Source organism: Actinocorallia aurea (genome assembly GCF_054783995.1).
The window spans coordinates 47680-70052 of record NZ_BAAGPQ010000034.1 but is presented as its reverse complement, the minus strand read 5'-3'; the positions used below and the strand labels follow the sequence as shown (position 1 = coordinate 70052).

Annotated in this window: 21 protein-coding genes; 9 read left to right on the top strand and 12 right to left on the bottom strand. The window is 72.9% G+C overall.

Annotated elements, in window-relative coordinates; translation table 11 throughout:
* Positions 1–7: 7 nt before the first annotated feature.
* Positions 8–163 carry a hypothetical protein gene (locus ACYVOM_RS36085; RefSeq protein WP_460308088.1) on the bottom strand — a complete coding sequence of 52 codons (156 nt, stop codon included), beginning with the start codon at positions 161–163 and terminating at the stop codon, positions 8–10.
* Between the two features lie 284 nt (positions 164–447).
* Between ACYVOM_RS36085 and ACYVOM_RS36080 the strand changes: the two genes are divergently transcribed.
* Both ACYVOM_RS36080 and ACYVOM_RS36075 read left to right on the top strand, forming a co-directional pair.
* Positions 448–684 (top strand): hypothetical protein, encoded by a 237-nt coding sequence (locus tag ACYVOM_RS36080; RefSeq protein ID WP_460308087.1) that lies wholly within the window; start codon positions 448–450, stop codon positions 682–684.
* A 79-nt stretch (positions 685–763) separates the two neighbouring features.
* Positions 764–1315: a GNAT family N-acetyltransferase gene (locus ACYVOM_RS36075; RefSeq protein ID WP_460308086.1), complete on the top strand. Its 552-nt coding sequence runs from the start codon at positions 764–766 to the stop codon at positions 1313–1315.
* Between the two features lie 52 nt (positions 1316–1367).
* Here the strand turns inward: ACYVOM_RS36075 and ACYVOM_RS36070 are convergent, their stop codons facing one another.
* The 4 genes from ACYVOM_RS36070 to ACYVOM_RS36055 form a co-directional block, all read right to left on the bottom strand.
* Entirely contained in the window at positions 1368–3080 is a 1713-nt protein-coding gene (locus tag ACYVOM_RS36070) for a class I adenylate-forming enzyme family protein (protein ID WP_460308085.1), read from the bottom strand.
* A 101-nt stretch (positions 3081–3181) separates the two neighbouring features.
* Complete coding sequence (locus ACYVOM_RS36065) at positions 3182–4054, bottom strand: amidohydrolase family protein (RefSeq protein ID WP_460308084.1); 873 nt, start codon at positions 4052–4054, stop codon at positions 3182–3184.
* Between the two features lie 3 nt (positions 4055–4057).
* A complete protein-coding gene (locus ACYVOM_RS36060; RefSeq protein WP_460308083.1) occupies positions 4058–5329 on the bottom strand; it encodes an acyl-CoA dehydrogenase family protein in 1272 nt (423 codons plus the stop codon).
* Complete coding sequence (locus ACYVOM_RS36055; protein WP_460308082.1) at positions 5329–6240, bottom strand: SDR family NAD(P)-dependent oxidoreductase; 912 nt, start codon at positions 6238–6240, stop codon at positions 5329–5331. The genes ACYVOM_RS36060 and ACYVOM_RS36055 overlap by 1 nt, the downstream gene beginning before the upstream one ends.
* A gap of 126 nt (positions 6241–6366) precedes the next feature.
* On the opposite strand from ACYVOM_RS36055, the gene ACYVOM_RS36050 reads away from it, so the two are divergent.
* Both ACYVOM_RS36050 and ACYVOM_RS36045 read left to right on the top strand, forming a co-directional pair.
* Complete coding sequence (locus ACYVOM_RS36050; protein ID WP_460308081.1) at positions 6367–8019, top strand: FadD3 family acyl-CoA ligase; 1653 nt, start codon at positions 6367–6369, stop codon at positions 8017–8019.
* A gap of 83 nt (positions 8020–8102) precedes the next feature.
* Entirely contained in the window at positions 8103–8927 is an 825-nt protein-coding gene (locus ACYVOM_RS36045) for an SAM-dependent methyltransferase (RefSeq protein WP_460308080.1), read from the top strand.
* Between the two features lie 117 nt (positions 8928–9044).
* On the opposite strand, the gene ACYVOM_RS36040 is transcribed toward ACYVOM_RS36045, so the two are convergent.
* Positions 9045–10292, bottom strand: coding sequence for a CaiB/BaiF CoA transferase family protein (locus ACYVOM_RS36040; protein ID WP_460308079.1), 1248 nt, complete (start codon positions 10290–10292; stop codon positions 9045–9047).
* 72 nt (positions 10293–10364) lie between these two features.
* Between ACYVOM_RS36040 and ACYVOM_RS36035 the strand changes: the two genes are divergently transcribed.
* Positions 10365–11183 carry an enoyl-CoA hydratase/isomerase family protein gene (locus ACYVOM_RS36035; RefSeq protein ID WP_460308078.1) on the top strand — a complete coding sequence of 273 codons (819 nt, stop codon included), beginning with the start codon at positions 10365–10367 and terminating at the stop codon, positions 11181–11183.
* 57 nt (positions 11184–11240) lie between these two features.
* On the opposite strand, the gene ACYVOM_RS36030 is transcribed toward ACYVOM_RS36035, so the two are convergent.
* The gene (locus tag ACYVOM_RS36030; protein ID WP_460308077.1) at positions 11241–12188 is read right to left on the bottom strand and encodes a GlxA family transcriptional regulator; all 948 of its coding nucleotides are present in this window, start codon (positions 12186–12188) and stop codon (positions 11241–11243) included.
* Positions 12189–12293: 105 nt separating this feature from the next.
* Here ACYVOM_RS36030 and ACYVOM_RS36025 point away from each other — a divergent pair, with 105 nt between their 5' ends.
* Positions 12294–13208 carry an NAD-dependent epimerase/dehydratase family protein gene (locus ACYVOM_RS36025; RefSeq protein WP_460308076.1) on the top strand — a complete coding sequence of 305 codons (915 nt, stop codon included), beginning with the start codon at positions 12294–12296 and terminating at the stop codon, positions 13206–13208.
* Between the two features lie 110 nt (positions 13209–13318).
* On the opposite strand, the gene ACYVOM_RS36020 is transcribed toward ACYVOM_RS36025, so the two are convergent.
* The 4 genes from ACYVOM_RS36020 to ACYVOM_RS36005 are packed head-to-tail and all read right to left on the bottom strand — an operon-like array spanning position 13319 to position 18088.
* Positions 13319–14113 carry an enoyl-CoA hydratase/isomerase family protein gene (locus tag ACYVOM_RS36020; protein ID WP_460308075.1) on the bottom strand — a complete coding sequence of 265 codons (795 nt, stop codon included), beginning with the start codon at positions 14111–14113 and terminating at the stop codon, positions 13319–13321.
* Positions 14114–14150: 37 nt separating this feature from the next.
* A complete protein-coding gene (locus ACYVOM_RS36015) occupies positions 14151–15635 on the bottom strand; it encodes a class I adenylate-forming enzyme family protein (protein WP_460308074.1) in 1485 nt (494 codons plus the stop codon).
* A gap of 35 nt (positions 15636–15670) precedes the next feature.
* A complete protein-coding gene (locus ACYVOM_RS36010) occupies positions 15671–16810 on the bottom strand; it encodes an acyl-CoA dehydrogenase family protein (protein ID WP_460308073.1) in 1140 nt (379 codons plus the stop codon).
* Positions 16811–16813: 3 nt separating this feature from the next.
* Positions 16814–18088, bottom strand: coding sequence for an FAS1-like dehydratase domain-containing protein (locus tag ACYVOM_RS36005; protein WP_460308072.1), 1275 nt, complete (start codon positions 18086–18088; stop codon positions 16814–16816).
* A gap of 86 nt (positions 18089–18174) precedes the next feature.
* Here ACYVOM_RS36005 and ACYVOM_RS36000 point away from each other — a divergent pair, with 86 nt between their 5' ends.
* The 3 genes from ACYVOM_RS36000 to ACYVOM_RS35990 are packed head-to-tail and all read left to right on the top strand — an operon-like array spanning position 18175 to position 21361.
* The gene (locus ACYVOM_RS36000; RefSeq protein ID WP_460308071.1) at positions 18175–18903 is read left to right on the top strand and encodes an enoyl-CoA hydratase/isomerase family protein; all 729 of its coding nucleotides are present in this window, start codon (positions 18175–18177) and stop codon (positions 18901–18903) included.
* Positions 18900–20168: an acyl-CoA dehydrogenase family protein gene (locus ACYVOM_RS35995; protein ID WP_460308070.1), complete on the top strand. Its 1269-nt coding sequence runs from the start codon at positions 18900–18902 to the stop codon at positions 20166–20168. The genes ACYVOM_RS36000 and ACYVOM_RS35995 overlap by 4 nt, the downstream gene beginning before the upstream one ends.
* Before the next feature lie 38 nt (positions 20169–20206).
* Entirely contained in the window at positions 20207–21361 is a 1155-nt protein-coding gene (locus tag ACYVOM_RS35990) for an acyl-CoA dehydrogenase family protein (protein ID WP_460308069.1), read from the top strand.
* Between the two features lie 46 nt (positions 21362–21407).
* Here the strand turns inward: ACYVOM_RS35990 and ACYVOM_RS35985 are convergent, their stop codons facing one another.
* Positions 21408–22373 (bottom strand): AurF N-oxygenase family protein, encoded by a 966-nt coding sequence (locus ACYVOM_RS35985; protein ID WP_460308068.1) that lies wholly within the window; start codon positions 22371–22373, stop codon positions 21408–21410.

Below are 22373 nucleotides of genomic sequence, written 5' to 3'. Positions count from 1 at the left end.
GGCGGGCTCAGCGGGGGTCGACGGCGGCGCGGGCGGCTTCGATCTCGGGGACGTGATCGGCGGCCCAGGCGGCCAGGGCGAGGGCTGGGGGAATGAGGCTGCGGCCGGTGGGGGTGAACCCACCAGGCTGCCGGTGCCTCGCCTCGTCCGAAAGGCCCTTCATGGAGCTCGCCTACTGGATCGCAGCCGCCCTGCTCGCCGCGTTCTACGCCTACGCGTCCTCATCCAGCTCGGCGGCATCGGCGTCCACCTCTCCCGCGGCGAGGCCCGCCTCATCGGCCTCACCATCGTCCTCCTCGGCTGGGCCGCCGCGACCGTCCGGCTCGCCACGACCTGGCTCTGACCGACCGACCGCGGTGGTGTGAAAGCGTTACCGATAACTCCGGCATCCGCCCCCGCATCAGGCTATTTTGCGGGGACAGAACAGGCGTGCTGACGGGGGTTCCCATGAAGTGGTTGAAGGCTCTCGGCATCGTCGCCTTCTGGTGGCTCGTCATCGGCACGGCCGCGGCGCTCACCGTGAACATCCTCTTCGGCCTCGTCAGCGACGACGACACCCCGCCGGCCCTCATCGCCGCCGCGTTCCTCGTCTTCCTGGTGCTCGGCGTCGTGCAGGCCGTCCGCAACGTGCGCTCCGGCGGGGCGCGGGGCCGCATCCTCCCCGCCTCCCAGCCCCGCGCCTGATCCGCACCGGCGAAGGGCGTCCTTCGCCGGTGCGGAAAACAGGTTCTCGTTCGTCGTCGGCGGTTGCGATACTGCCACCGTGAACGCGGACGCCGAGATCACGTTCCGTCGGGTGGCCGAGGCCGACTTCGCGCTGCTCGGGCGGTGGCTGGCCGAGCCGCATGTGGCGCGGTGGTGGAACCACGACACGTCGCCGGAGGCCGTCGCACGCGACTTCGGGCCCGCGGTGCGGGGCGCGGAGCCGTCCGAGGATTTCCTGGCGCTCGTCGGCGGGCGGCCGTTCGGCCTCGTCCAGCGGTGCCGCGTCGCGGACTACCCCGAGGACCTCGCGCCCCTCGCCACGCTGACCGACGTGCCCGCCGGCGCCGCCATGCTCGACTACCTCATCGGTTCGGCCACCGACACCGGACGTGGCCTCGGCCCCGCCATGCTGCGGGCCGCCACCCGACGCGTGTGGCACGACCTCCCCGACGTCCCGTGCGTCATCACCGCCGTCGTCGCGGGGAACCGGCCGTCGTGGCGCTGCCTGGAGAAGGCGGGCTACCGGCGCGTCGCCGAAGGCGACCTGGAGCCCGACAACCCGATCGACCCGCCCCTGCACTACGTCTACCGGATCGACAGGTCCCGTTGACCGACCGCGTCCCCGTCCCACCGGGGGCCGCCGAGAGCCCCTGTCCGCACGGCTACCGGTCTTCCAGGAGGCGCTTCAGGACCTTGCCCGTCTCGTTGTAAGGCAGCGCGTCGAGGAACTCGACCTGAGCGGGGACCTTGAAGGCGGCCAGCCCTTCGGCGACCCAGGCGCGGACCTCGTCGGACGTCAGGGAGGCGCCCTCTTCGGTGACGACGAAGGCCTTTACCTCCTGGCCGAGGGCTTCGTGCGGAACGCCGACGACCGCCGCGTCGGCGATCGAAGGGTGCTCGACGAGGCGGTACTCGATCTCGATCGGGTAGACGTTCTCGCCGCCGCGCAGGATCAGGTCCCGCATCCGGCTCTCCAGGTAGAGGACGCCGTCGACGATGCGGCCGTAGTCGCCGGAGCGGTACCAGCGGTCGGGGGTGAGGGCCTTGGCGGTCGCCTCGGGGTCGTTCCAGTAGCCGAGGAACACCGAGGCGCTGCGCACGTGGATCTCGCCGACCTCGCCCTCGGGCAGCACGTTGCCGGACTCGTCGCGCACCTGCACCTCGACGGTGGGGGCGGCGGCGCCGACGGAGGCCGGGTGCCCGTCCATCTCGACGCCGTTGAGGAACGTGCCGGAGCCCGTCGTCTCGGTCATGCCGTAGCCGTTGGTGATCTGGAGGCCGGGCATCTTGCGGGCGAACAGGCGCAGGAGTTCGGGCGCGAAGGTGGCGCCGCCGCTGCCGATGACGGTGACCTGGTCGGTCCGGTACTTCGCGAAGTCGGGGTGGTTCAGCATCCGCCAGAAGTGGGTGGGCACGCCCGTCCACTGGGTGAGGCGGTACCTGTCGGTGATCTCCAGCGCCCGCTCAGCGTCCCATTTGCCGCGTTCGAGAATGATGAGCCGCAGCCCGTACAGGGACGCGTTCGCGAGCGCCACGCACGCGCCGGACACGTGGAACAGCGGGTTCGCGAGGATCGACGTGCGCTGGAGGTCCGGCGGCACCTGGCGCAGACCGGTGCCGGTGAGCGCGGCGACGGCCCCGCCGATGCCGCCGAACATGCCGAAGTGCACGACGTTGCGGTGCGAGAGGGTGACGCCCTTCGGCCGGTTCGTCGTGCCGCTGGTGAACATGATGAGGGCCGGGTCGTCCTCGGCGATGGGGGTCGCGGTGAGCGCGCGGGACGGCTCGCCGAGCGCGACGGCGGCGGCGTGCAGGTCGTCGAGGGAGTCGGCGGTGAGCGCGCCGGAGGAGACCGTTTCGGACGCGCGCAGCCGCTCCAGCGGGCGGCCTAGGCCGAAGGCGGCCTTCGGCTCGGTCAGGCGGAGGCCGTGGTCGAGTTCGGCGGGCGCCCACCAGCCGTTCAGGCCGACGGCGACCGCGCCGAGCGACAGGGTCCCCCACAGCAGCAGCAGGTGTTCGCGGCAGTTCGCGGCGGCGACGGCGACGCGATCGCCGGGCCCGATCCCGTACCGGGAGGCGAGGACCTCGGCGTAGGCGCGCGCGAGGCGCTCGGTCTGCGCGAACGTCAGCGACTCGGGCTCGGGGCCGTCCAGGACGAGGTAGGTCTTGTCGGGTTCGCGGGCGACGGCGGCCTCGAGCATCTCCGGGATGCTGCGCGGCCGCTGCACGAACACCTCGGCGGGCGCGCCCAGCACGTCCTCGATCCGGCGTTCGAACGGGCCGCCCGGACCGCAGAGCAGATCCCGCATGCCCTGGTCGAGACGGCGGTCGCCGCGCCACCGGAGGGTGACGGGCGCGGACTGGGTTTCGGTCACGGTTTCCTCCAGGGGGGTGGGCGGAGGGTGGACGAGCAGGGGTGGGCGGAGGGTGGACAAAGCAGGGCGGACGAGCGGGGAGTCGGCAGGCGTGGAGGGGGTCAGGCGAGGCCGAGGACGCGGCGGGCGTTGCCGTGCAGGAACTTCGGCCACACCTCGTCCTTGAAGGGCACGCCGGGCAGTTCGCGCGCGATGCGCTCCAGGCTCAGCCCCATCGGGTAGTAGCCGCCGTAGATGATCTTGTCGGCGCCGCGCGAGTTGGCGTAGTCGACGATGTCGCGCGGGTAGTACTTCGGCGCGAAGGCGCTGGTGGAGTAGTACAGGTTGGGCCAGCGCAGCATGAGCTTGACGGCGAGGTCGGTCCAGGGCTCGCAGCCGTGCCGGGTGACGAGGACGAGTTCGGGGAAGTCGTACATGACCTCGTCGAGGTACTCGACCTTCTGCGGTTCGAACGGGACGCGCGGGCCGGGGATGCCCGCGCAGACGAAGATCGGCAGTCCGAGTTCCACGCATTTGGCGTAGACCGGGTACATCTTCTTGTCGTTGATCGCGACCTGCGGGCTGAGCCCGGCCGGGAACACGTCGACGGCCTTGATGCCGAGGTCGCGGTGCGCGGCGGTGATCTCGCGGAGCGCGTCGACGCCCTTGTTGGGGTCGATCGAGAGCGAGCCGGCGAACCTGTCGGGGAACTCCTGGACGGCCCGCCTGCCGTCCTCGCCCTTCACCCCGACGAGTCCGACCGCGATGCCGTGCGCGTCCATCTGGGCGAGGGTGACGGCGACGGGGTCGGGCAGGACCGCTTCCGGTTCGGGCTCTCCGGGCGCGTCCTTGAAGAGGTAGCCGGCGGGCATCTTGAGCGCGCTCGACTCGGCGTCCTTCGTCTTGTCGGTGATGAACGCGTAGGTCGCCTTCGGGTCCCGCATGGGGAACCCGATCATCGTGTCGATGATGGGCTGTCCGTCGAGCACGCTCATGGGTCAGGCCTCCTTGCGGGACCGCTCGGCGACCGTCCCGGTGAGGTCGCGGAAGGGGGTGTCCTTGTCGGGCTGCCTGCGCCGGGGCAGGCCGAGGATGCGCTCGGCGATCGCGTTGAGCTGGATGTTGTCGGTGCCGCCGCCGATCCGCAGGCCCTGCGCGCTGAGCAGCTGCTGCTGCCAGGCGCCGCCGTCGGGCGCGTCGGCGCCGGCGAGGAGCGCGGCCTCGCCCTCGATCGCGAGCCCTGCCGCGGCGGCCTCGTGGGCGCGTCGCGCGACGAGCAGCTTCATGATCGAGCCTTCGGGACCGGGTGGGACCCCGCGCGCTATGGCGGCGCGCATCTTCAGGCCGAGGAAGCGCAGGATCTCGTCGAGGGTGAACACCTCGGCGATGCGCTGCCGGACGAGCGGGTCACCGTCCCTGCCGCGTGCCCGGGCGAGGTCGAGGAGGGCGCGCGCCTTCTCGCCGCCGCCTCCGCCGATCATCGCGCGCTCGGCGGCGAGCGTCGTGTGCACGACCTTCCAGCCGCCGTTCACCTCGCCGACGACCTGGTCGGCGGGGATGCGGACGGCGTCGAGGAACACCTCGTTGAAGTGGAACGAGCCGTTCATCTGGCGCAGCGGCCTGACCTCGATGCCGGGCGAGCGCATGTCGACGAGGAAGTAGGTGATGCCCTGGTGCTTGGGCACGTCGGCGTCGGTGCGGGCGAGCAGGATCGCCCAGTCGGCCACCTGCGCGCTTGACGTCCACACCTTCTGGCCGGTGACGACCCACTCCCCCGCGGCCTCGTCCAGGACGGCGCGGGTGCGCAGGGCGGCGAGGTCGGAGCCCGCTTCGGGCTCGCTGTACAGCTGGCACCAGACGCGCTCGCCGCGCAGCAGCGGGCTCAGGTGGGCGTCGCACTGGGCGGCGGTGCCGTGCCGCATGAGGGTCGGGCCGACCATCTTCAGCCCGATCATCAGCGGGCCGACCGAGACGTCCGCGAGGTCCGACTCCTCGGCGAAGACCGCCTCCTGTCCCGGGGACCCGCCGCGGCCTCCGAACGCGGCGGGCCACGAGATCCCGGCCCAGCCGCCCGCGTGCAGCCTGGCCTGCCAGGCCTTGGCGGCCAGGACGCTGGCGCGTTCGGCCGCCTCGTACTCCTCGGCGGTGTCGGCGTGCTCGAAGTGCAGGCGGTGCTTGACGGTCCCGGCGTGCTCGGGCGCGTGGGCGGCGAGCCAGGCGCGTGCCTCGGCGCGGAAGGCGGCGAGTTCCGGGGTGTCGGAGGCGTCCATCAGCGCAGGCCGGGGGCGCGGGTGTGGAAGAGGTCGGTGGCGATCCGGTCGCCCAGGCGGGTGGCGTCCCACTTCTTCTTGTTCGCGGAGATGGTGGCGGATTCGCGCCAGCCCTCCATGAGGTGGATCTTGTCGTGGATCGCCCGGATCACCTGGCCGCTGACGTGCTGGGCCTGATCGCTGGCGAGCCACGCCACCAGCGGGGAGGACCCGGCCGGGTCCATGGGGTGGTACTCGTCCTCGGCCAGGTCGTCGGGCTCGAACGCCTTCAGGTCCTTGCCCATCGTGGCCGTCAGCCGGGTCATGCCGCCGGGGCCGACCGCGTTGACCGTCACGCCGAACTTGGCGAGCTCCAGGCTCGTGGTGAGGGTGAGGCCGACGATCGCGGCCTTGGCCGTCGCGTAGTTCGACTGGCCGAAGTTGCCGGCCAGGCCCGCGCCGGACGTGGTGTTGATGATCCGGCCCGTGAAGGACTCCCCCGCCGCGGAGCGGGCGCGCCACTGCTTGGCCGCGAGGTGCGTCATCAGCCAGGTGCCGCGGACGTGGACGCGCATGACGGCGTCGAAGTCGTCGACCGACATGTTCCAGATGACCTTGTCGCGGGCGATGCCCGCGTTGTTCACCAGGATGTCCAGGCGGCCGAACTCCGCGACGGTCCGCTCGACCAGCGCGGTGGCCTGGGCCTCGTCGGCGATGTCGGCGAAGTCGGCCATGGCGGTGCCGCCGCGCTTGGTGATGAGCTCGACCACGTCGTCGGCGTCGTGTCCCGCGCCCTCGCCGCGCACGCTGGTGCCGAGGTCGGCGACGACGACCGTGGCGCCGTGCTTGGCCAGCTCCAGCGCGTGGCCGCGGCCGATGCCGTGGGCGGCGCCGGTCACCACGGCGATCTTGTTCTCCAGCAAGCGGGACACGGTCTGCCTCCAGGCGTCAGCGGGGCGGGGGCCGACGCGCGGCCCCTCGACGGTGCAGAATGTATATGTTATTGAAGATACTGATCGCTGTCTGCCCCCTCGCTCCACCCTTTTGCGGAGGCCCCGGTGCCGGAACCCATCCCGACCCCCGACGGATTCACCGACCCGCGGGCCGACCTGCGCTGGGGCACGACGAGCGCGCTGCTCGCCGACGCCGCCGCGAGGCTCGGCGCGGCCGAGGCGATCGTCGACGGCGGCGTCCGGCTCACCTTCGCCGGCCTCGACGCCGCGGTCACCGAGGCCGCCCGCGGCTTCCTCGCCGCCGGGCTCGCCAAGGGGGACCGCGTCGCGATCTGGGCGCCGAACACCGCCCGCTGGATCGTCGCCGCGCTCGGCCTCCAGCGCGCGGGCGGCGTGCTCGTGCCGCTGAACACCCGCTTCCAGGGCGCGGAGGCGGCCTTCATCCTGCGCAAGAGCCGGGCCCGCATCCTGTGCGTCGTCGGGGAGTTCCTCGGGCGCGACTACCCCGCGTCCCTCGCGGGCGCGGCGGGCGGGCCGGAAGGAGGCCTCCCCTACGGCGGCCTGCCCGACCTGGAGAAGACGGTCCTGCTCGATGACTCCGCGGCCCGCTCCCCCCTGACGACCTGGGCGGACTTCCTCGGCGCGGGCGCCTCCGTCCCCGACGAAGACCTCCGAGCGCGCGCGCAGGAGGTCGGCCCGGACGACCTCTCGGACATGCTCTTCACTTCCGGCACGACCGGGAACCCGAAGGGCGCGATGTGCACGCACGGCCAGACGCTGCGCGCGTACGCGGTGTGGGCCTCGGTCGTCGGCCTGCGCGAAGGAGACCGGTACCTCGTCGTCAACCCGTTCTTCCACGGGTTCGGGTACAAGGCCGGATGGCTCGCCTCCCTCATCGTCGGCGCGACCGTGCTGCCCGCCAAGACCCTCGACGTGCCCGAAGTGCTCCGGGTGGCCCGCGAGGAGGCCGTCACCGTCCTGCCGGGCACGCCGACGCTCTACCAGACGATGCTGGAGCACCCCGACTTCTCCGCCGAGGGCGTCGCGCACCTCCGCCTCGCCGTCACCGGCGCCGCCAATGTGCCGCCCGCGCTGCTGTACCGCATCCGCGACGCGCTCGGCTTCTCCCACATCGTCACGGGCTACGGCCTCACCGAGTCGTGCGCGATCGTCTCCATGTGCCGCTACGACGACCCGCTGGAGACGATCACCGCTACGGCGGGGCGTCCTCTTCCCGGCCTTGAGGTCCGCGTGGTGGACGGCAGCGGCCGGCCCGTGTCGTCGGGGCAGGAAGGCGAGATCCTTGTGCGGGGGTACACGGTGATGAAGGGCTACTTCGGGGAGGAGTCCGAGACCGCCGCGACCGTCGACGCCGAAGGGTGGCTGCACACCGGGGACGTCGGCCTCATCGACGCCGACGGCCGCGTCCGCATCACCGACCGCATCAAGGACATGTTCATCGTCGGCGGCTTCAACGCCTATCCCGCCGAGATCGAGAAGGTCCTCGACTCCTTCGAGAAGATCGCGCAGAGCGCCGTCATCGGCGTCCCCGACGAACGCCAGGGCGAGGTCGGCGCCGCCTTCGTCGTGCCCCGGCGCGCCACCCTCCTGGAGCCCGAAGAGGTCATCGCCTTCGCCCGCGAGAACCTCGCCAACTACAAGGTCCCCCGCCACGTCCACATCGTCGGCGAGCTCCCCGTCAACGCCGCCGGCAAGGTCCTGAAGAACGTCCTGCGCGACCGCCGCACCCGTCCCTGACCCGCGGGCCCTCGAGACCCGGCGCGGCGCGCTCGATGCGATCTTGGTGACGCGGGGTGCCGGTGGGCCGGGAATGTTGGAGAATGACGGCTGTGGACTTCGATGGCGTTCCCCCGGGCCTCGACACCTCGCGCGCTCACCCGGCACGGCGTTACGACTACTGGCTCGGCGGCAAGGACAACTTCGCGGCCGACCGCGAGTCGGCGCGGATCCTCGCGCAGGCGTTCCCCACGATCCGGCTCTCCGCGGTCGAGAACCGCGGATTCCTGCGCCGGGCCGTGCGGTTCCTGGCGGGCGAGGCGGGAATCCGCCAGTTCCTCGACATAGGCTCCGGGCTGCCTTCGGCGGGCAACGTGCACGAGCTCGCGCAGGGGATCGCGCCCGAGAGCCGCGTCGTCTACGTCGACAACGACCCGATCGTCCTCACCCACGCGCGGGCCCTGCTGCGCAGCTCCCGCGAGGGCAGGACCGCCTACCTCCAGGCCGACCTGCACGACCCTGCGGCGATCCTCGCGCTGCCGGAGCTGACCGCGACCCTCGACTTCGGCCGCCCGGTCGCCCTGATGCTGCTCGCCGTCCTGCACTTCTTCGACGACGACGAGGAGGTGCACCGCGTGCTCAAGATCCTGCGCGACGAGCTCCCCTCGGGCAGCTACGTGGCCCTCAGCCACGCCACCACCGACGACGAGCCCGGCGTCGACGTCGCCGAACGCGAGGAGCTCAACCGCCGCGCGGGGATCCCGTTCCGCCTCCGCTCGGCCGCCGACCTCGCCGAGCTGTGCGCGGGCCTCGAAACCGTCGAACCCGGCGTCACCAGCCTGTCCCAGTGGCGGCCGGACCTTCCCGAGCGCTTCCGCGCCCGCCCGGAGGACATCTGCATGCACGGCGTCGTCGCGCGCGTCCCCTGAGCCCTGTAGCCCCCTGCCGTCAAGGCCGAAGGCCGTCTCCCCACGCTGGTGAGGGGCGGCCTTCGGCGTGCGTGGCCGGGCGGCGCTCCGGGCGCGTGCGGGGCGCCGCCCGACCGCTCAGGAGCCCAGCGCGCCGGAGGCGCGCAGGGCGGTGATGCGGGCGGGGTCGTAGCCGAGGACGTCGCGGAGGATGGCCTCGGTGTGCTCGCCGGGGTCGGGGGCGGGGAGGGCGGCGGCGGGCGGGGCCTCGCCGACGACGCGGACGGGGAAGGGGAGCTGGTCGGCGACGAGGCGGGAGGCGGGCTGCCACGGCATCCGGTCGGCGAACTGGGGGTCGTGCGCGATCGAGGCGGGCGTGTTGGCGGGGCCGATGGGGACGTCGTGGGCCAGGCCGAACTCGATCCATTCGGCGGTGGTGCGCTGGGCGAAGAGGGCGGCGAGAACGCGTCGCAGGGGAAGGTTGCCGCGGGCGTGGTCGGCGAGCTTCGAGCCCGGGTTGGCCTCGTAGAGGTCGTCGCGGCCGACGGCGGCGCAGAAGTTGCGCCAGAACTTCTGCTCGGAGGCCATGAACAGGACGTGGCCGTCCTTGGAGGCGTAGAACTGGTAGCGGACGCCCTCTTCCATGCCCGCGGTGCCGGGCGGTCGGCGCTCCAGGTCGTCGGCGGGGTTGCCGGTCACCTCCGAGTGCGGGCGCTCGTAGGCGCGGTGGCCTTCGCTGCGCAGCCAGTCGAACGCGGCCGCGGCGTCGGACTGGGCGACCTCCAGGTGGCAGCCCTGGCCGCTCTCGCGGGCCTTGATGACGGCGGCGAGGATGGCGGCGGTGCCGAACAGCGGGCCCGCGGTGATGCCGATCGAGGTGTGGTCGGGGATCGTGGGCAGCCCGTCGGGGCCGGGGACGGGGGTGACGGTGCCGGCCCAGGCGTCGTAGGCGATGCCGTGCGACGGCAGATCGCGGTACGGGCCGGTCATGCCGTAGCCGGAGATCGTGAACATCACGACCTTCGGGTTGACCTCGCGCAGCGCCGCGTAGCCCAGGCCGCGCCGGTCCAGGCCGCCGGGCCGCATCGCCTCGACGACGACGTCGGCGTCCCTGACGAGGTCGAGGAAGACCGCCTTGCCGTCCTCGGTGCGCAGGTCCAGCACGATGCTGCGCTTGCCGCGGCTGATGTGCAGGTGCAGCAGCGACCTCCCCTCGACGATCGGCCAGCTCATCGCCCGGATGTAGTCCCCCGACGGCGGCTCCACCTTGATCACGTCCGCGCCGAGATCGGCCAGCGGGGTGGACACCGCGCCCGGACCGAGCATCGAGCACTCGACCACCCGCAGCCCGGACAGCAGCCCGCCGCCCTGGATCGCCTCCGCCACGACAGCTCCCTCCGTAGATTGTTTATTATATTAAAACTACAACTCGCCCGGTGTCGTGGTTTTGGAGGCCCCATGTCCGACAGGTACGCGTCAGTGGACGGATTGGCGGTCGCCGTCCAGGAGGGCGTCCTGCGGCTCACCCTCGACCGGCCCGAGCGCCGCAACGTCCTGGACGACGTGTCCATGGCGGGCCTCATCAGCGCGCTGGAAACCGCCGCCACCGACGAGGACCTCCGCGCCGTCCTCCTCACCGGCGCGGGCGGCGACTTCTGCGGCGGCTTCGACATCGTCTCCCGCAACCGCCGCTCCCCCGACGCCCCCAAGCCCCGCACGGGCAGCATCCAGCGCCGCCTCCCGAACCAGGCGAACCGCCTCATCCCCCTGCTGCTGGAACTCCAGCTCCCGGTCGTCTGCGCGGTCCGCGGCTGGGCCGTCGGCATCGGCGCGCAGCTCGCCCTCGCCGCCGACTTCACCGTGACGGCCGACGACGCGGTGTTCTGGTACCCGTTCCTGCGCCGCGGCTTCACCCCGGACTCCGGCAGCACCTGGCTCCTCCCCCGCGTCGTCGGCACCGCCCGCGCCCGCGAACTGCTCATGCTCGACCGCCGCCTCTCCGGCGCCGAGGCCGTCGAGTGGGGCATGGCCCACGCGGCGGTCCCCTCCGACAAGGTCGCCGAGACCGCCGACGACCTCGCCGCCCGCCTGGCCGCCGGCCCGACCGTCGCCCTGGGCCTCACCAAGTCCCTCCTGGCCGCCTCCCCCGACCACGACCTCCGCCGCCACCTCACCGAAGAGGCCTACGCCATGGAACTGAGCTCCCGCAGCCCCGACTTCCGCGAGGGCATGGCCGCCTTCGCCCAACGCCGCACCCCCGACTTCACCGGCCGCTGACCCGCCTCGCCTCGCCCAGGTCGAGGCACGACCGTTCAGAGAAGGGCGCGCCTCGACTCACCTTGTGCGTTGGGTGAAGGAGGTGCGATAGGCGGTGGGGGTCAGGCCGGTGCGGCGGGAGAGGTGGTCGCGGAGGGAGTCGGGGGTGGCCAGGCCGCTGCGGCGCGCCACCTGGTCCACGGGGAGGTCGGTGGTCTCCAGGAGTTCGCGGGCGCGGAGGATGCGTTGGTGGAGGAGCCATTGGAGGGGGCTGAGGCCGGTTTCGGCGTGGAAGCGGCGGGCCAGCGTGCGCACGCTCGTGCCGGCGTGGGCGGCGAGGTCCGCCCGGGTCAGGGGCCTGTCGAGGTGCTCCAGGGCCCAGGCCCGGGTGGCGGCGAGGGAGGCGCCGGTTTCGGGCGGCAGCGGACTGGCGATGAACTGGGCCTGTCCGCCCGGCCGGACCGGGGCGGCCACGACGAGCCGGGCGACGGCGTTCGCCGCGGCCGCGCCGTGGTCGGTGCGCAAGAGATGGAGGCACAGGTCGATACCCGCCGAGAGGCCGGCCGAAGTGAGAATTCGGCCGTCCTCGACGTACAGGACGTCGGGGCGCAGGTCCACGTGCGGGAAGGCGCAGCGGAACTCCTCGCTGCGCGCCCAGTAGGTCGTGGCGGCCCGGCCGTCGAGAAGTCCGGCGCGGGCCAGGACGAAGGCGCCCGTGCAGATCGAGGCGATGCGCTTGCCCTGGCCGGCCGCCCTGACGAGGGCTTCGAGGACACGCGGATCGGTGTCCTCCCGTGCCGCCGTGCCGGTGACGATGACCGTGTCGGCGTCCTCGACCGCGTCCAGGCCGTGCGAGACGGTCACGACCATGCCGCCGCCCGTCGTCACGGGGCCGGGCCGCGCGGTGCACACGCGGACGTCGTAGGCGGTCGCGCCGTTCACCTCGGCCTCACCGAGGACCATGGCCGGAATCGAGAGGTCGAAGGTCGTGGCGGGCGGAACGGCGATGACGACGACACGATGCATGGCCTGAACCTCCAGATATATGGCATTCGTGCCACTGACCCTAGGCGCCTTTGCAGACCAAGGATGGGGTTCGCAGGAAAACCCCTCTCCCGAAAGAGTCTTCGCATGTCACTGCACGTCATCGTCGGAGCCGGCGCGACCGGCCGGGCCACCGCGCTCCTCCTCGCCGAGGAGGGCGTCCCGGTGCGCCTCGTCAGCCGGAGCGGCCGGGGCCCGGTCGACGACCGGATCGAGCGGGTCGCCGCGGACGCCGCCGATCCGGCCGCGCTGCGCGCTCTCACCGCCGGAGCCGCCGTCCTCGTCAACGCCGCGATGCCCTCCTACGACCGGTGGCCGCAGGAGTGGCCGCCGCTCGCCGCCTCGCTGCTCGGCGCGGCCGAAAGCGCGGGCGCCGACTACGTGATGCTCGGCAACGCCTACGGTTACGGGCCCGTGGCCGGGCCGATGACGCCCGACCTGCCGATGGCGCCGACCGGCGTCAAGGGCCGGGTCCGGGCGCGGATGTGGCTCGACGCGCTCGCCGCGCACGAGGCGGGCCGCGTGCGGGTCACCGAAGTCCGCGCCTCGGACTACCTGGGAGCAGGGGCGGTGTCCCCGTTCACGCTGACCGTGTCACGGCCGCTCCTGGAAGGACTCCCCGTCGCCTACCCCGGCGATCCGGACCTGCCGCACAGCTGGTCGTACACCGGCGACGCCGCGCGGACCCTCGCGGCCGCCGCCCGCAGCCCGCACGCGTGGGGCCGCGCCTGGCACGTGCCCTCGTCCTCCGAGTCCTCCGCCGCCGCCCTCGCCGGGGACCTCGCCGCCGCGGCGGGCCTCCCGGCGCCCGTCGTCACCCGGGTGTCCCGCGCGGAACTGGAGGAGCTCGGACGGCACGACCCGATCATGGCCGAGATCCCGGAGATGCTCTACCTGACCGAGCGCCCGAGCCTGCTCGACGCCTCCGAGACCGAGCGGATCCTGGGCGTCACCGCGACGCCGGTCGAAACGGTGCTGAAGGAGATGGCCGCCCCCGCCTGACCGTGCCCGGACGGCGTCGTCGGGCGCGGCGGGGGCGCGGGTGTCGCGGACGGTCGCGGAGGCGGCCGGGCCGGGGGACGCTCGCGCGGCTTTCCCGGCCCGGCGCGTGGTCAGAGGGTCTTCCAGCGGGGTTCGCGCTTTTCGGCGAAGGCGGCGGGGCCCTCGGCCTGGTCGGGGTGGCCCCACAGGCCGGTGAGCTCGGCGGCGCCGGCGCGGCAGGCGTCGGTGAGGCCCGCTTCGAGGGCGCCCCAGAGGGCGCGTTTGGTGGCGGCGAGGGCGGCGGGTGAGTTGCGGGCTATCTTCTCGGCGAGTTCCTGGGCTGCCTCGTGGAGGCGCTGCGGTGGGTCGACGACCTCGCTGATCATGCCCAGGGCCAGCGCGCGCTCGGCGCTCATGCGCTCGTAGCGGCCGACCAGGGCCATGCGCAGGACCGCCTCGGCGGGCATCTTGCGCATGAGGGCGATCGTCTCGATGGCGCTGGTCTGGCCGACGGAGACGTGCGGGTCGGTGAACTGGGCGTCGGAGGCGGCCAGGACGATGTCGGCGTCGGCGACGAAGTGGAGGCCGCCGCCCGCGCAGACGCCGTTCACCGCGGCGATGACCGGCTTGTCGATGCCGTGGTGCCAGCTCGTGAAACCCAGGTCCCAGGCCTCGACCGAGGCCCGGTAGCGTTCCATGCCCTGACCGTCGGTCGCCAGCTCGTGCACGTCCGCGCCGGTCTGGAACGCCTTGCCGTTGGCCGCGTTGACGATGACGCGCACCTCGGGATCGGCCGCGAGTTCCGTCCAGGCCTGGCGAAGTTCGTCCCGCATGGCGTTGTTCATGGCGTTGCGCACTTCGGGCCGGTCGAAGATCAGCCACCCGACGCGGCCGCGCCGCTCCACCTGAAGGGTCTGGTAACTCAAAGGGGTTTCCCGTTCTCGAAAGCGTTGCGGTTGGGGCCTACGCGTCGGAAGGCTCGGCTGCGAAGCCCGCCACGAGGTCGCGGCGGAGCACCTTGCCGATCTCGGTGCGGGGGAAGTCGGCGACGACGCGGAACGCGACGGGCACCTTGTACCCGGCGAGTTCGCGGCGCGCGTACTCCGCGAGATCGGCCTCGTCAGGGCTGCGGCCCGCCTTGGGCCGCACCCAGGCGACGGGCACCTCGCCGAGCCGCTCGTCGGGCACGCCCGCGACGCACGCGTCGGCGACGTCGGGGTGACCGCGGAGCACCTCCTCGACCTCCTGCGGCACGATCTTGAGCCCGCCGCGGTTGACCATGTCGGACACCCGGCCCTCGATCCACAGGAAACCGTCGGCGTCGAGGCGGCCGAGGTCGCCGGTGCGCAGGTAGCCTTCGGCGTCGACGCGGCCCGCGGCATCGCCGGTGGCGAACGGCGACCTGATCCAGATCTCGCCGGACTCGTCGGACGCGAGCGCGGCCCCGTCGTCCCCGGCGATGCGGATGTCGACGCCCGGGTGGGCACGGCCGACCGCGCCGAGCTTGGCCGCGCCGAACTCGCGGGTGTCGGCGGCGGTCCACCCGGCGACCTCGCTGCCCAGCTCGGTCTGGCCGTAGGAGTTGAGGACGTCCACGCCGTACCTGTCGCGGAACCTGCGCGCCTGGTCGGGCGCGAGCGGCGCGGTGACCGACCTGACGAGCCGCAGCGGCGCGAGATCGGCCACCTCGGGATGTTCCAGGAGCATCGCCATCATCGCGGGCGCGAGGATCGTCGAGCGGATCTCGAAGCGGCGCACCAGGCCCGCGTAGGCGACGGGGTCGAAGCGGTCCATGAGGATCGCGGGGGCTCCCGCGCGGAACGCGAACAGCAGGTTCCACGCGCCCGCCCACAGCGCCTGCGAGCTGGGGATGAGGTTCGGCATGGGGGCCCTGCCGGAGCTCCGGCCGCCGCGCAGCTTGCCGAGGACGGTGTCGATGCCGTCCCGGACGCCGTCGTGGGAGAGCACGACCGGCTTGGACTCGCCGGTCGTGCCGGAGGTCCTGATGACGATGGCGGCGTCCGGCCCGTAGGAGGCCGGCTCGCCCCGGTCCGGCGCGCATCCCGCGGTCCACACGTCGGGCTCGCGCTCGCGCAGCACGTCGAACCCCTCGGGGACGGGCGTCCGCGGGCCGGCGACGACCACGGCCGGGCGGGACGCGACAAGGTGCGCGGCCACCTCGCGCGGGGTGAGCCTGCCGTTGACGGGCACGTACACGCCGCCCGCGAGCCAGGTCGCGAACATCGCGGTGACGGCGCGCACCCCGTCGTCGACGACGCAGGCGACGGGCTGGCCCGCGACGGGGCCGAGGCGTCCGGCGAGAACGCGGGCCGACGCCGTCAGCTCGCCCAGGGTGCGTTCGGTGTCGACGCCATAGAGGACGGGGGTGTCGCGCGCGGCGGGATGGCCGAGGAGGAAGTCGGTGAGACCGCCCGGGGTCTGCTGCACCGCGGCCGCCTTTCGGTGGGTGGGGAGAGGTGGGATCACGGCGCGGCCAGGAGGCGGGCGAGGCGCTCGGTGTGCTCCTCGGGGCGGCCCAGCAGCTCGCGTCCGGTCCATGCGCGCTTGTAGTACAGGTGGGCGTCGTGCTCCCAGGTGAAGCCGATGCCTCCGTGCAGCTGGATCATCTCGGCGGTGACGGCCACGTAGGCGTCCGCGCAGTAGGAGGCGGCCACGGCCGAGACGATGGGCAGGTTCGGGAGACCGGGCAGGCGTACGAAGGCGTCTCCGTCCAGCGCCAGGGCCGCGGCCTGCGCGGCGGCCTCGGCGGCCGACCTCGCCGACTCGGTCTTGATGAGGAGGTCGGCGCACTTCTGCTTGAACGCCTGGAACGAGCCGATCGGCCTGCCGAACTGGACGCGCGCCTTGCCGTAGGCGACGGTCTCCTCAAGGCAGCGCGCAGCCCCGCCCGCCTGTTCGGCGGCCAGAAACGCGCGCGCGACGTCGAGCGCCAGGGCGAACGGCTCGGCCGCGTCGCCTTCCCCGACGCGGACGGCCGGGGCCCTGTCGAGGTCGATGCGGGCCTGCTTGCGGGTGAGGTCGAGGCTGGTCAGCGGGGTCACGGCGACGCCCGGGGCCGCGGTCTCCACCGCGTAGACCCCTATCCCGTCGCCGGTCCGCGCAGGGACCAGGACGACGTCGGCCGAGGCTCCGTCCACGACGAAACCGGCAGTCCCGGTGAGCACCTTGCCTTCGGCGCCCATGACGGCCTCGGGCACGTCGCCGTCAGGCAGGGGGCGGCCTACCGCGTCGGCCGTGGCGACCGTCATGACGAGGGACCCCGCGCAGAGTCCGGGCAGGTACCTCTTGGCGGCTTCTTCGTCGTCCAAGGCGAGCAGGAGAGGGACGGCCAGGCCCGCGACGGCGAAGAGCGGAGCGCACAGCAGGGCCCGCCCGGCCTCCTCGAAGACGACGCCCGCCTCGACGGCGGAGAAGCCGCCGCCGCCGAACTCCTCGGGCACGAGGAACCCGGCGAGGCCCAGCTCCCCGCAGAGCCGCCGCCATTCCTCGGGGCTCCAACCGCGGGCCGAGTCCATGCGGGCGCGCACCGCCTCGGACGGTGAGAGGTCGGCGAAGGCGTCGCGCAGGGAGTCGCGCAGCAGCCTCAGGTCGTTCTCGCTCATCCGCTACTCCCGCTCGAACCGGTCGATGACCGCGGCGAACGCCGATTCCAGGTCGGTGGCCGCGCCCGGCGGGTCCGGCAGCCGGACGGGCCCGTGCTCACGGCTGGGCAGCAGGATCGTGGCGGTCGCCGGGGAGGTGACCTCTCCGCGCTGGTTCCTGGTGCGCAGCTCCAGGTCGACGGCGGGGCGGCCTTCGACGAGGCGCTTGCCGACGACCTCGCCCTCGACCCACTGCACGTCGCCGACGTAGTTGAACTTGCGGAACTCCACCCGCATCCGCCAGAGCCAGGCGTCGTCGCCCATCCAGTCGGTGCAGGCGTGGATGATCCACGTCTCGCGCATCCTGCCGTAGTCGAAGGTGGTCGGATTGCCCGACTTGCGGGCGTAGGCCGGGTCCCAGTGGACGCGCTGCATCGCGTCGGGGACGCCCAGTTCGTCGCGGTGGTAGAAGCGCGGAATCCGCTTCCGGTTCCGGTACGCCAGGCGCAGCGGGGCCACGTCGTACATGCCCATGCCCATCCCGACGTGCCAGCAGACCATGTCCGTGACCGTCAGCGGGCCCTTCACGAGCGGGCCGACCCTGTCGCCGATCTGGACGTCCTCGAAGTACCGGGGCTCGGCGCCGCGCGGCTTCTCCGCCTCGTACTGGGCATCGAGCTCCGCGATGCCCTCCTCGGTCCAGGGCTCGACCGTCACCTCTGCATATTTTCTACGTTCGCGGGCCTTCTCGCGCTCGGTCCGGTACATCATCCGGTACTGCGCGCCCAGCAGCGTGCCCGACTCCGTCTGGAACGCCTGGGCCGTCCACTCCTGGACGCCGCGTCCGCCGAACTCGCTCGGGCGGTCCTTCACCCCGACGAGCGCGGTCCGCCGGCGGATGCCCTGCCCCGCGGTGAGCGGCGCCCACCACTCGCGCTCGCTGGCCGCGTAGAAGGCGTGGACGCCGCGCAGCGGGTCGCCCTTCAGCGCGTCCTGCCGCGCGATCTCCGCCTCGTCGAGCGCGTCCTCACCGATGAGGCTGTCGCCCCCGACCAGGGCCGGAGGCGCGATCGCGGCCTTCCAGCGGGTCGACTCGGCGTAGGCCGGATCGCAGTAGAGCGGGTTGTCGTCGCCGTAGGAGCGGGCGACGTGCCGGAACGCGTCCTCGCCGGGCCGCCGGTAGTGCGGCGGCGCGGGATACAGCTGCGGGACGCCTATCCGGGACCGCAGCAGGGCGACGCCCTCATCAGTGATCTTCCCAGAAACGGACTTCCCAGAAACGGGCCTTTCCGAAGCCACCCGACCGTCCCCTCACGCCTGCCGCGCCTGGCGCGGCCTCAGTGAACCCTGACGACGCTAGCACCGGTGTGATAAATGTATCAAATATGAAGAATACCGCCAGGCCCCCCAACGCCGAGCCCCCCGGGCTCCGCATCGAACGGGACGGCCCCGTCGGCTGGCTCGTCTTCGACCGGCCTGACCGGGGCAACGCGATGGACGCCGCGATGATGGCCCACCTCCCCGAGGCGTGGGCCGAACTCGACGCCGACCCTGCCGTCCGCGTCATCTGCGTGACGGGCGCCGGCAGGGCCTTCCAGACCGGCCTCGACGTCGCGCAGCTCGCCAAGGACCCCGGCGCGCTGCGCGAGATGTCCCGGCGCACCAAACAGGCCGACCTGCGGCTCACCGGCTGGCACTGCGGCGTCACCAAGCCCGTCGTCACCGCGGTCAACGGCGTCTGCGCGGGCGGCGGCCTGCACTTCGTGGCCGACACCGACCTCTGCCTGGCCTCGGACCGCGCGACCTTCCTCGACCCGCACGTCAGCGTCGGCCAGGTCAGCGCGTTCGAGACGATCGGCCTGGCCCGCCGCGCGAGCTTCGCCCCCGTCGCCCGCATGGCCCTGACCGGCGCGCACGAGCGGATCAGCGCGGCCGAGGCGCTGCGGCTCGGCTGGGTGAGCGAGGTCGTCTCCCCCGACGCCCTGCGGCCGACCGCCCAGGCGCTGGCCGAACGGATCGCCGAGCACCCGCCCGAGGTGCTCGCCGCGGTGAAACGCGCCCTGTGGCGCGCGCAAGAGACCGGACTGAGCGAGGCGAGAGGAATCCCGCGATGAGCGAGGCCCTGCGGAGCAGTGCGACGGACGCGGAGGTGCGCGAGGCCGTCCGCGCGTGGATCGCGGCCGAGGTCCCGGCGGCCTGGCGCGAGGCGGGCGAGAGGGGCGGGCCGCAGGAGGTCCGCAAGGTCAGGACGCCGGACGAGTACCGGGCCTGGTACCCGGCGCTGGCGGCGTCCGGGCTCGTCGTGCCGCAGTGGCCCGTCGAGTACGGCGGACTCGGATGGGACCGGCGGCTCGCGCAGAGCGCCGAAAGGCTGCTCGCTCCCTACCACCTGCCCCGGCTCAACCCCCTCGGGCTCAACCTCACGGCGGCCGCCCTGTTCGCGCACGGCACGCACGAGCAGCGGCTGCGGTTCCTGCCGCCGATCGTCGCGGGCACCGAGGTGTGGTGCCAGCTGTTCAGCGAGCCCGGCGCGGGCAGCGACCTCGCGTCCCTCGCCACCCGGGCCGAGCGCGACGGCGACGGCTGGCGGATCACCGGCCAGAAGGTCTGGACGACGTGGGCGCACCTCGCCGACTACGGCGTCCTCCTCGCCCGCACCGACCCCGACGTGCCCAAGCGCAAGGGCATCACCTACTTCCTCATCAAGCTCGACCAGCCCGGCGTGGACGTCCGGCCGCTCAAGCACATCGGCGGCGAGGTCGACTTCAACGAGGTCTACCTCGACGGCGCGTACGTGCCCGACGAGCAGCGGATCGGACCCGTCGACGAGGGCTGGAAGGTCGCCCGGGCGACGCTCAGCGGGGAGCGCCAGATGGTCTCCGGCTCCGGCTCGGGCGGCGTCGACCGCATCGGCGGCTCCGGCACCCGTCGTCTGATCGGGCTCGCCATCGAGCGGTCCGAGCGAGGACTTCCCTACGGCTGGGACGACCACGAGACCCGTCACCGGCTCGTCAAGCTGTGGGGCGAGGAGCAGATCCGGGCGTGGACCAACGTCCGGGTGCGCGCCGGGCTCAAGGCGGGCCTGCCGCCCGGCCCGGAGAGCTCCATCGGCAAAGTGCACGGCTCGGAGCTGAACCAGCGCGTCCAGGAGGCCGCCGCGCGGATGCTCGGCCTCGCCGGTACCGCGTGGGAGGGCGGCGAGGAGTACGCCGACGGCATCCCCGCCGAGATCAGGGGCCTGCTGCGCAGCCGCGCCAACACCATCGAGGGCGGCACCAGCGAGGTCAACAAGAACATCCTCGCCGAACGGGTCCTCGGACTGCCCAAGGAACCCGACCAGTACGAAGGCCTGCCCTGGCGCGAGGTACCGCGCGGCTGAGCCCGCCCCTCGCCTTTCCCGAACGGACCGGAGGAGACATGCAGGACGCGGACGTCGCGGAGATCGTCGCTGCGGTGCGGGCGCTCGTGCGCGAGCGGGTCGTGCCGCGCGAGGCCGAGATCGACGAGACCGACGAGATGCCGCCGGAGCTGCGCGCGGCGGCGGCCGAGATGGGCCTGTACGGGTTCGCGCTGCCCGAGGAGCACGGCGGCCTCGGCCTCACCATGGCGCAGGAGGCCCTGCTCGTCATGGAGCTCGGCTACACGACGCCCGCCTTCCGCTCGCTGTTCGGGACGAACAACGGGATCGCGGGGCACGTCCTCATGGAGGGCGGCACCGAGGCCCAGAAGAAGGCGCACCTGCCGAAGCTCGCGTCAGGCGAGTGGACCGCCTCCTTCGCCCTCACCGAGGACGACGCGGGCTCCGACCCTTCGGGGCTGAAGACGACGGCCCGGCCCGACGGAAGCGGCGGCTGGCTCCTGAACGGGGCGAAGCGGTACATCACGAACGCGCCCGTCGCCGACGTGTTCATGGTCTTCGCCCGGCACGGCGAACACGAGAAGGCGTCCCGCGACATCTCCGTCTTCCTCGTCCCGCGCGACGCCCCCGGCCTGAGCGTCGGCCCGAAGGACGCGAAGATGGGCCAGCACGGAGCGTGGACCGCCGAGGTCTTCCTGGAGGACGTCCCCGTCCCCGCCGACGCCCTCATCGGCGGCCCGGCCGGCAAGGGCCAGGGCTACCTGACGGCCATGCGCTGCCTCGCCCACGGCCGCCTCCACATCGCCGCCCTGTGCACCGGCATGGCCCGGCGCCTCGTCGACGAGACGGTCTCCTACGCCCTGTCCCGCAAGCAGTCCGGCAGGCCCATCGCCGACTTCCAGCTCATCCAGGCCCTCATCGCCGACTCCCAGACCGACCTCTACGCGAGCCGCTCCCTCCTGCTGGAAGCCTCCCGCGCCTTCGACGCCGGCACCGACACCCGCATGGGCCCCTCCTGCGCCAAGTACTTCGCGAGCGAGGCCGTGGGCCGCATCGCCGACCGCGCCGTCCAGGTCCACGGCGGCGCAGGCTACATGCGCGGCATCCCCGTGGAACGCCTCTACCGGGACGCCCGCCTCTTCCGCATCTACGAGGGCACGTCCCAGATCCAGCAGCTCGTCATCGCCAAGCAGACCCTGTCCGCCGTGACCTGAGGGCCGGCGGCCTCATGGGCGCGGCGGTCAGGCCGCCCGGCGCAGGCTAGGCGTCCAGCAGGCCGAAGGCGCGCCAGAGGGGGCGGACGGCGGGGCCGAGGAGGCCCAGGTCCGCGCAGAGCTTCCGGACGCGCCGGATCGCGTCGAGACGGTCGGCGTGGTGGGCGGGGTCGCGGGAGTAGGCCTCGCGGACGACGTCGCGCGGCACGCCGAAGTCGCGCAGCAGCCGGGCGGGGGGCCGGAGGATCACGCGGGTCGTGATGGCGAGGAGGACGGGCGCGGCGACGGCAAGGGCGCACCGTCCGAAACGTCCGGCCGCGGCGGCGTGGCGGCGGAGATAGTGGCGTGCGAAGGAGACGTGGCGGGCCTCCTCGATGACGTGGATGCGCATGATGCGCTCGAAGAGCGGGTGCAGGTCGGGGACGGTGCGCAGGGTGCTGCGCTGGACATGGTCGATGGGCTCCTCGCCACCCAGGACGAACAGGAAGAACAGCGGCGGGAACCTGCGGCCGAGCCGGACGATCAGCGCGTTCCCCGGCCGGAGGGGCCACGGCATCCCGGCGGCGTCATAGCCGCTGCGGTCGACGAACTCCTGGAACATCAGGGAGTGCTGCGCCTCCTCGATGAGCTCGTGGTAGGCGTAGCGGAACTCCGGCGCGCCGTTCGGGAGCGCCCCGGTGAACTCCAGCAGGCCCTTCTTGAGCACCCGCTCGAACTCCAGGCCGAGCTTCATCATCGAGGCGACGCGGGCGAGGCCGAGCCGGGCGCGGTCCTCCTCGGGCAGGTTCCGGTACCAGGCGGTGCCGCCCAGGGGGTCGTGTTCGGGGAGGACCCATCGGGGGTCGGCGGCGGAGACCGCGAACGCGGGGTCATCCCAGGCGATGTCGGCGTAGGCGTCGAAGTGCCGGGTGACCGACGACTCGCTGAGCCGGGCGAGGAGCCTCGTGTAGTCGTCACGCTCGACGCGGGGCAGGTCTTCCTGGACGGGCGGAGGTTCGGCGGCTGAGGGCAT

Bases quoted from the DNA above. Each gene is read 5' to 3' on its own strand.
- ACYVOM_RS36030 (WP_460308077.1), bottom strand. From the start codon at position 12,188: ATGCATCGTGTCGTCGTCATCGCCGTTCCGCCCGCCACGACCTTCGAC.
- ACYVOM_RS36010 (WP_460308073.1), bottom strand. From the start codon at position 16,810: ATGAGCGAGAACGACCTGAGGCTGCTGCGCGACTCCCTGCGCGACGCC.
- ACYVOM_RS36080 (WP_460308087.1), top strand. From the start codon at position 448: ATGAAGTGGTTGAAGGCTCTCGGCATCGTCGCCTTCTGGTGGCTCGTC.
- ACYVOM_RS36000 (WP_460308071.1), top strand. From the start codon at position 18,175: ATGAAGAATACCGCCAGGCCCCCCAACGCCGAGCCCCCCGGGCTCCGC.
- ACYVOM_RS36035 (WP_460308078.1), top strand. From the start codon at position 10,365: ATGTCCGACAGGTACGCGTCAGTGGACGGATTGGCGGTCGCCGTCCAG.
- ACYVOM_RS36060 (WP_460308083.1), bottom strand. From the start codon at position 5,329: ATGGACGCCTCCGACACCCCGGAACTCGCCGCCTTCCGCGCCGAGGCA.
- ACYVOM_RS36025 (WP_460308076.1), top strand. From the start codon at position 12,294: ATGTCACTGCACGTCATCGTCGGAGCCGGCGCGACCGGCCGGGCCACC.
- ACYVOM_RS35985 (WP_460308068.1), bottom strand. From the start codon at position 22,373: ATGCCCTCAGCCGCCGAACCTCCGCCCGTCCAGGAAGACCTGCCCCGC.
- ACYVOM_RS36085 (WP_460308088.1), bottom strand. From the start codon at position 163: ATGAAGGGCCTTTCGGACGAGGCGAGGCACCGGCAGCCTGGTGGGTTC.
- ACYVOM_RS36065 (WP_460308084.1), bottom strand. From the start codon at position 4,054: ATGAGCGTGCTCGACGGACAGCCCATCATCGACACGATGATCGGGTTC.
- ACYVOM_RS35995 (WP_460308070.1), top strand. From the start codon at position 18,900: ATGAGCGAGGCCCTGCGGAGCAGTGCGACGGACGCGGAGGTGCGCGAG.
- ACYVOM_RS35990 (WP_460308069.1), top strand. From the start codon at position 20,207: ATGCAGGACGCGGACGTCGCGGAGATCGTCGCTGCGGTGCGGGCGCTC.
- ACYVOM_RS36045 (WP_460308080.1), top strand. From the start codon at position 8,103: ATGACGGCTGTGGACTTCGATGGCGTTCCCCCGGGCCTCGACACCTCG.